At 38.1% G+C, this 6,340-nt stretch carries 5 protein-coding genes, 1 tRNA gene and 3 rRNA genes (1 of these 9 cut by a window edge); 8 read left to right on the top strand and 1 reads right to left on the bottom strand.

Translation table 11 applies throughout. From position 1 onward, the window contains the following. The 4 genes from QM017_RS08120 to rrf (QM017_RS08105) all read left to right on the top strand — a co-directional run. A 23S ribosomal RNA gene (locus QM017_RS08120) occupies positions 1–75 on the top strand; it begins 2,841 nt to the left of the window's first position. 74 nt (positions 76–149) lie between these two features. Beyond that, positions 150–266: ribosomal RNA gene (gene rrf / locus QM017_RS08115) — 5S ribosomal RNA — on the top strand. A 4-nt stretch (positions 267–270) separates the two neighbouring features. Then, a tRNA-Gly gene (locus tag QM017_RS08110) sits at positions 271–342 on the top strand. 8 nt (positions 343–350) lie between these two features. Then, positions 351–467, top strand: a 5S ribosomal RNA gene (rrf, locus tag QM017_RS08105). Positions 468–632: 165 nt separating this feature from the next. Here the strand turns inward: rrf (QM017_RS08105) and QM017_RS08100 are convergent. Continuing rightward, positions 633–1,538: a LysR family transcriptional regulator gene (locus tag QM017_RS08100; RefSeq protein WP_178195718.1), complete on the bottom strand. Its 906-nt coding sequence runs from the start codon at positions 1,536–1,538 to the stop codon at positions 633–635. Positions 1,539–1,721: 183 nt separating this feature from the next. Here QM017_RS08100 and QM017_RS08095 point away from each other — a divergent pair, with 183 nt between their 5' ends. Genes QM017_RS08095 through QM017_RS08080 form a run of 4 tightly spaced genes read left to right on the top strand, consistent with a single transcriptional unit; the run spans position 1,722 to position 6,328 of the window. Next, positions 1,722–2,564, top strand: coding sequence for a sugar phosphate isomerase/epimerase family protein (locus QM017_RS08095; RefSeq protein ID WP_282709437.1), 843 nt, complete (start codon positions 1,722–1,724; stop codon positions 2,562–2,564). Positions 2,565–2,579: 15 nt separating this feature from the next. Next, positions 2,580–3,410, top strand: a complete 831-nt coding sequence (locus QM017_RS08090; protein WP_178195714.1) for an SDR family oxidoreductase — start codon at positions 2,580–2,582, stop codon at positions 3,408–3,410. A 21-nt stretch (positions 3,411–3,431) separates the two neighbouring features. Continuing rightward, positions 3,432–4,616: an MFS transporter gene (locus tag QM017_RS08085; protein WP_282709436.1), complete on the top strand. Its 1,185-nt coding sequence runs from the start codon at positions 3,432–3,434 to the stop codon at positions 4,614–4,616. Positions 4,617–4,633: 17 nt separating this feature from the next. Then, complete coding sequence (locus QM017_RS08080; RefSeq protein WP_282709435.1) at positions 4,634–6,328, top strand: FAD-dependent oxidoreductase; 1,695 nt, start codon at positions 4,634–4,636, stop codon at positions 6,326–6,328. Positions 6,329–6,340: the final 12 nt, after the last annotated feature.

Raw genomic sequence — 6,340 nt, 5'->3', positions numbered from 1 at the left:
AGGTAGATAGGATGGAAGTGGAAGTGCCGTGAGGCATGGAGCGGACCATTACTAATCGGTCGAGGACTTAACCAAAGTCAAAACGCAGTTTTCTCTGAAGTGTTTGAATCTAGTTTTGAGAGAACAAATTTCTTTCAACATTTAAATAGTGCGGTGACGATGGCATGAAGGATACACCTGTTCCCATTCCGAACACAGAAGTTAAGCTTCATTACGCCGAGAGTAGTTGGGGGATCGCCCCCTGCAAGGGTAGGAAGTTGCCGTGCACATGCGGAAGTAGTTCAGTGGTAGAACATCACCTTGCCAAGGTGGGGGTCGCGGGTTCGAATCCCGTCTTCCGCTTTTTTTAGTACAGTGATGATGGCACAAAGGATACACCTGTTCCCATTCCGAACACAGAAGTTAAGCTTTGTTACGCCAAGAGTAGTTAGGGGATCGCCCCTTGCGAGGGTAGGAAGTTGCTGTGCAAAGTAGCTTTATAATTTTTAGGACTGATAGAGTTTCTATTGGTCCTAATTTTTTTAGTAACAAATCTGTTAGAATAAAATAGGAATTTTTATAGGCCTATGGTTAGGCTTATTAAAGCAAAAATATCTGTAAGCCAGTCATCAGAGTAATCTGATGGCTTTTTTTTAGTGGTGTAATTCTAAGACAATATTTTCTTTTATGTAATTGATAAACGCTTGACTTGTTTGATTTTGATAATGTTTTTTTAAGGTAGCCATATAAATCAAACGATGCCAGTTAGGAAATTCAATTGGAATAACACTAACCGGTAAATGATCAAGGATTTGCATACGAGGAACAACAGCAATCCCAAAGCCAGCAGCAACCATACCAGCTACAGAGACATCTTCTTCAACCGTATACATGCTTTCAGGAGATTTGCCACAAATAGAAAAGAGTTTTTCTATTTCGAAATATAATCCAGTATTAGGTGCAAAGGTAATTTGTTTATAGTCTAAAGTTTCGCTAAGGTTAATACTAGTTTTATTGGCTAATGGATGATCTTTAGGAGTGATTAAGACAAGTTTTTGTTCGACTACAGGGAAGTAATCGATATCTTCTTGGTTGTCGATTTTTGAACAAAAACAAATATCGATTTCTTCGTTACGCAACATTTCAATCATTTTTAATGAAAAGCCTGTACCAGTTCCAAATTCAAATTTTGGCTCAGAAGATTGAGTAGTATAACTGGCTAAAAAATTGCGAATTTGATTAGGTAACCAACGCGTTTGCAAGACTCTTAAGGCAGCTATTTTGACTAAACTTTGCTCGTTATCAGATTCTTTTGCACGTTCAATTGCCCGATTTAAAATTTCTAGAGCTTGGGAGCTTTCAGAAACGAAAATTTGGCCAGCTTTGGTTAATTTGACATTACGGCCTTCTTTTTTGAAAAGTTCAATCCCGATTTGTGCTTCCAAGGTACTAATTGCATAACTTAAACTAGGCTGAGTGATATGCAAAAGCTTAGCTGCTTGGGTGTAGTTTTCGGTTTGTGCTAACACAGAAAGATAATGAAGCTGTTGTAAATTCATGGAAAAACCTCCAAAGCAAAATAAAATAACTATAGTTAAATTATAATACAAAAATAGTTATAGTAAAATGATAGAATTTTTTTATTGTTTTTTTTAATATATCGATTGGAAGCAAAACAAAAACGGTTCTATACTATATGTGTAAAAAAGATTGATAATTATATCACAAATGAGGTGGAAGCTATGTCAAAAACACATCCAATTACTTTAAGTTCATGGACTTTAGGAGATAAATGTACATTTGAAGAGCGTTGTAAGGCTGCTAGCGAAGCAGGATATGATGGTATCGGATTACGTGCAGAAACGTATGTTGACGCTCTCAATGAAGGTTTAACTGATCAAGATATCTTAGATTTGCTCAATAAATATCAAATTAAGTGTACAGAAGTTGAATACATCGTGCAATGGTGTGAGCCAGAACGTTCATACGAACAAAAATATAAAGAACAAACATGTTTTCATATGTGTGAACTCTTTGGCGTTAAACACATCAACACTGGTTTGATGGAAGATTATCCAGTTGATTATACTGCACAAAAATTGCGTGAATTATGCCAACGTGCAGGTGATTTAATTATTGCCTTAGAACCAATGCCTTATAGTGGAATGCCTAATTTGGATAAGACATGGAAGATTTTAGAAGCTGCAAATTGTGATAATGCGATGATATTATTAGATACTTGGCATTGGGTACGTGCAAATCAACGATATGAAGGTTTATTAACTAAAGAACAAGCTAAAAAAGTGATTGCCATCCAATTGGATGATGCCTACAAACGACCATATGCAAAATCAATTTTACGTGATGAATCAATGCATGATCGTTTGGCACCAGGAATGGGTGAAGCTGATACAGTAGGTTTTATCAAGATGATTAAAGAAGCTGGCGTTGATCCAAAGGTTATCGGTGTTGAAGTAATCTCTGATAACTACTTAAGCAAAGGTTTAGATTGGAATGCTAACTTCACATATCAACAAACTGTTAAAGTCTTAAAAGAAGCTTGGCCTGAAATTTTAGCAGATTAATGAGGAGAGATAGAGATGAAAGATTCATGGTTAGGATTAGCTGATAAGGTCGTAATAGTGACCGGTGGCGTTGGTGGTATGGGTACACGTTTTTGTGCCGATTTTGCCCAACAAGGAGCTAAAGTAGTTGTTTGTGATTTAAATGGCGATAAAGCGACACAATATGCGCAAGAATTACAAACAAAATATGGGGTTGAAACCTTAGGCGTTAGCTGTAACACAACAAAAGAAGTTGATGTTGATGCAGCTGTAGCAAGCGTTATAGAAAAATTTGGTAGAATTGATATTCTAGTTAATACGGCAGCTATCTTGAAGTTTTCACCATTAGAAGATTTAGGTTTTGATGAATGGAAACAAACAGTAGATGTTAACTTGAATGGTTATTTCTTGATGTCACAACGCGTAGGCCAAGTTATGATTAAGCAAAACAAAGGCTCAATGGTTCATGTGTCTACAATTGCTTCACGTTTCCCCGAAACATATAGTGGAGCTTACAGTACAACTAAAGCTGGAGTTAACATGATGTCACGTCAAATGGCCGCTGAATGGGGACAATTTGGTATCAAGAGTAACTGCGTGTTACCATGCTTCGTTAAAACACCGCTTTCCGCACCATTTTATGCTGATCCAGAAGTAGAACAAGGACGCAAACGTTTAACTGCCAGCAAGCGGATCGGGGATTTGAGTGATATCTCCAATGCCGTGTTATTCTTGGCTAGTGATCGTTCTGATTACACTAATGGTGGTGAAGTCACAGTTGAAGGTGGTTTTGGAATCATGATGGGTGATATGACACCAAAACCAGGTGGCCGCCGCCAATATGCGATTGAACATCATCAAAAATAATATGAACGGAGGAGTTATACCGTGAAGAAGAGAAATTATGCAGGAGTCGCGGCAACTGTCTATGTTAACTATGCGATTGTGGGGATGGCGACCATTATCATTTCCCAATACAGCTCATATTTCCAAGAAGCTTGGAATACAGATGTAAAAGGTGTTTCTACGGTATTATCTGTGGTTGGGGTTGGTCGATTATTGACCATTCTTTTTGCCGGAGTTATTTCGGATAGAATTGGACGTAAAAAGACCATGATTATTGCGATGGTTACAGATATTATTTTCTTGTTAGGAGCCGCTTTTAGTCATAGCTTAGTAATGGCATGTATCGCTGCTTTATTCTTTGGTGCTACTAATACCTTTGGGGATACGTCTGGTTATCCTGCAATCACCGAAGCATTTCCTAAAAAAGCAGCCACGATGAACTCTTTAGTTAAAGCTGCGATGTCTTTAGCACAATTTGTCTTTCCGTTTTGGGTTGCGACTGTTCATGATGCGCGTTTAACTGTTTTTGCTTTAGTATTGGTGTTGGTATTAGATATTGTTTGGGTAATCTTTACACCATTTGCACCACAAGCAAGCTCTAAAAAAGAAGAAACAACGGTGCAACAAGCAACAACGAGTGTCGATGGGCCTAAGATGGCATTGGATGGAGTAATGTTGATCTTTTTAGGTTTTTCGATTAGCTTTACTTTTTATGTCTTTTCCCAATATGCACCATACTTTGGAAGTAACGTCTTGCATTTAGCCGAAGAAGCTTCCAAGACTTTGATTTCTTGGTATGCGATGGCTTCGATGATTTCAGTGTTTATTACCGCAACAATCGTAACTAAGATTAAGCCATTAACGATTGTAGGTTTTTATTCTTTAGTATCTGCATTAGCACTAGCAGCGATGGTGCTTACACCATCTTTGACGACTGCACGTATTGCTAGTGTGGCAATCGGCTTTTTTGGAGCTGGTGGTATTTGGCAATTAGGTTTAGCCGTTTTGACAAATTACTTCCCACACGGTCATGGTAAGTTGACTAGTTATTACAGTTTGATGGCTTCAACTACTTATTTTATTGGGCCATTAATCTCGAGTTTTATTCTTAATGAAACTGCTCAAAGTGTCTTAACAGTCTTTTGGATTGACACAATTATCACAATAGCTTCTGTTGTTGTTAGTACAGTCTTAATTTATCGTAAGAAGAAGTATAATTTTGATTAGAGAAGGAACGAAAAAAGATGAAAGAAATCTTAGCTCAAGCCAATGGCCACAATGGGCCAATCGCCTTTGGAATCAAGGTCGATAACGATAAGATGACCAATATCGAGGTCAAACAACACAGTGAAACACCGGCTATTTTTAAGCAGGTGTTTGGCAAATTAAAAGAAAGTATTCTAGAAGAACAAAGCTTTGAAGTCGATGTTGTCAGTGGAGCAACCGTCATGAGTAAGGCGATTTTAGAATCTGGTAAACAAGCCGTTAATCAAGCTGGTGTTAGCTTACCTACACCTAAACCAAAGGCTAAAAAAGTTTATAAAGGCCATGTCGATGTTGCTGTTATCGGTGGTGGCGAAGCTGGTTTGGTTGCAGCTTGCCGTGCCTTAAGCTTGGGTAAGCGTGTCGCCTTAGTCGAAAAAAATGGCTATCTTGGAGGAGCTACCATTTTAAATGGTTCAAACGTAACAGCAACCGGTTCAAAAGTAGCGCAAAAAATCTTTGGTGATAACAACGACAGTCCTGATTTGTTGGCTAGCGATGTTGCACGCGAATGTTTAGATACTAATACGGTTGAAATGACGCAATTGATGGCGCAAAATATCGGGGATGCGATTGATTTTATCAGTAACTTTGCCGATTTGCATTATCAAAAAGCACAAACCCAAACACCAGAACACAGTGTACAACGTCAAGTTGAATTGCCTAGCTCAAGTAGTTATGAATTGATTACTAAAGTTGCAGATGCCTTTGTTAAAAAAGGCGGTAAGATCTTTTTAGATAGCCGCGTTGAAGAAATGCTTTATGATGAAGATAAAAAACCAATCGGCTTTATTGCACAAGGACATAATAAAAAAGTTATCGTCTATGCTGATGCAATCGTGTTGGCAAGTGGTGGTTATGGTGCTAACGAAAAAATGCGCGGACAAGAAAATCAAGGAATCAATTACTATGGTCCGATGACTTCTACGGGTGATGCGTTTGATTTCTTAAAAGAACTTGATTTAAAAACACAAAATCTTGATTGGTACAAAGTTTATCCACATGGAGTCCAAACCGAACCGGGACGTGCCAAATTGACGACTTATGCTTCTAAAAAAGCAACTGATATGGGCGCAATTTATGTTAATAAGTTGGGGCAAAGAATCGTTAATGAATCAGATGTGTATGCTAAGTTACGTAATGCGGTCTTAGAACAACCAGAAAAGATTGCATATCTTGTTTTAGATGAAAAGATGTGGCAAGAATTTTATCAATTGTTAGTCTTACACGACTTTAATGAAGAAGAAATTGCCAAATATTTTGCCTTAGCGGATAAACAACCACCGTTGTTTGTCAAAGGTACGCTTAGCGAAGTAGCAACTAAAGCAGGTATTAATCCGCAAGCTTTGGTTGCTACCGTGACACGATACAACGAATTTGCCAAAGCTGGTCAAGATAGCGAATTTGGTCGCTCTAAGGAAATGTTACATGTTTATGAAGGTGATGTTTTCTATTTGGTTGAACAACGTGATCGTTTCGCAACAACTTTAGGTGGCTTTAGTGCACGTACAGATTTACGTTTACAAACTAAAGATGGGCATAAGATTGCTAATCTTTATGGTGCAGGCGAAGTTGTTGCCGGTGCTAATGGTCATGATTCGATGCCAAGTATGATGAATACTTGGGGTATTTCTTCTGGTTATATTGCCGGAACCAATGCCGCTAAATTATCATAAATAAGTTAATTA

Origin of the sequence: Ligilactobacillus sp. Marseille-Q7487 (genome assembly GCF_949152225.1) — a bacterium.
In the GTDB taxonomy this organism is placed as follows: Bacteria; Bacillota; Bacilli; order Lactobacillales; family Lactobacillaceae; genus Ligilactobacillus.
The sequence above is the reverse complement of the archived record's forward strand: the minus strand, read 5'-3'. Positions and strand labels throughout refer to the sequence as shown.

Coding starts and splice junctions, on each gene's coding strand:
- QM017_RS08080 (WP_282709435.1), top strand. CDS start 4,634: ATGAAAGAAATCTTAGCTCAAGCCAATGGCCACAATGGGCCAATCGCC.
- QM017_RS08090 (WP_178195714.1), top strand. CDS start 2,580: ATGAAAGATTCATGGTTAGGATTAGCTGATAAGGTCGTAATAGTGACC.
- QM017_RS08095 (WP_282709437.1), top strand. CDS start 1,722: ATGTCAAAAACACATCCAATTACTTTAAGTTCATGGACTTTAGGAGAT.
- QM017_RS08100 (WP_178195718.1), bottom strand. CDS start 1,538: ATGAATTTACAACAGCTTCATTATCTTTCTGTGTTAGCACAAACCGAA.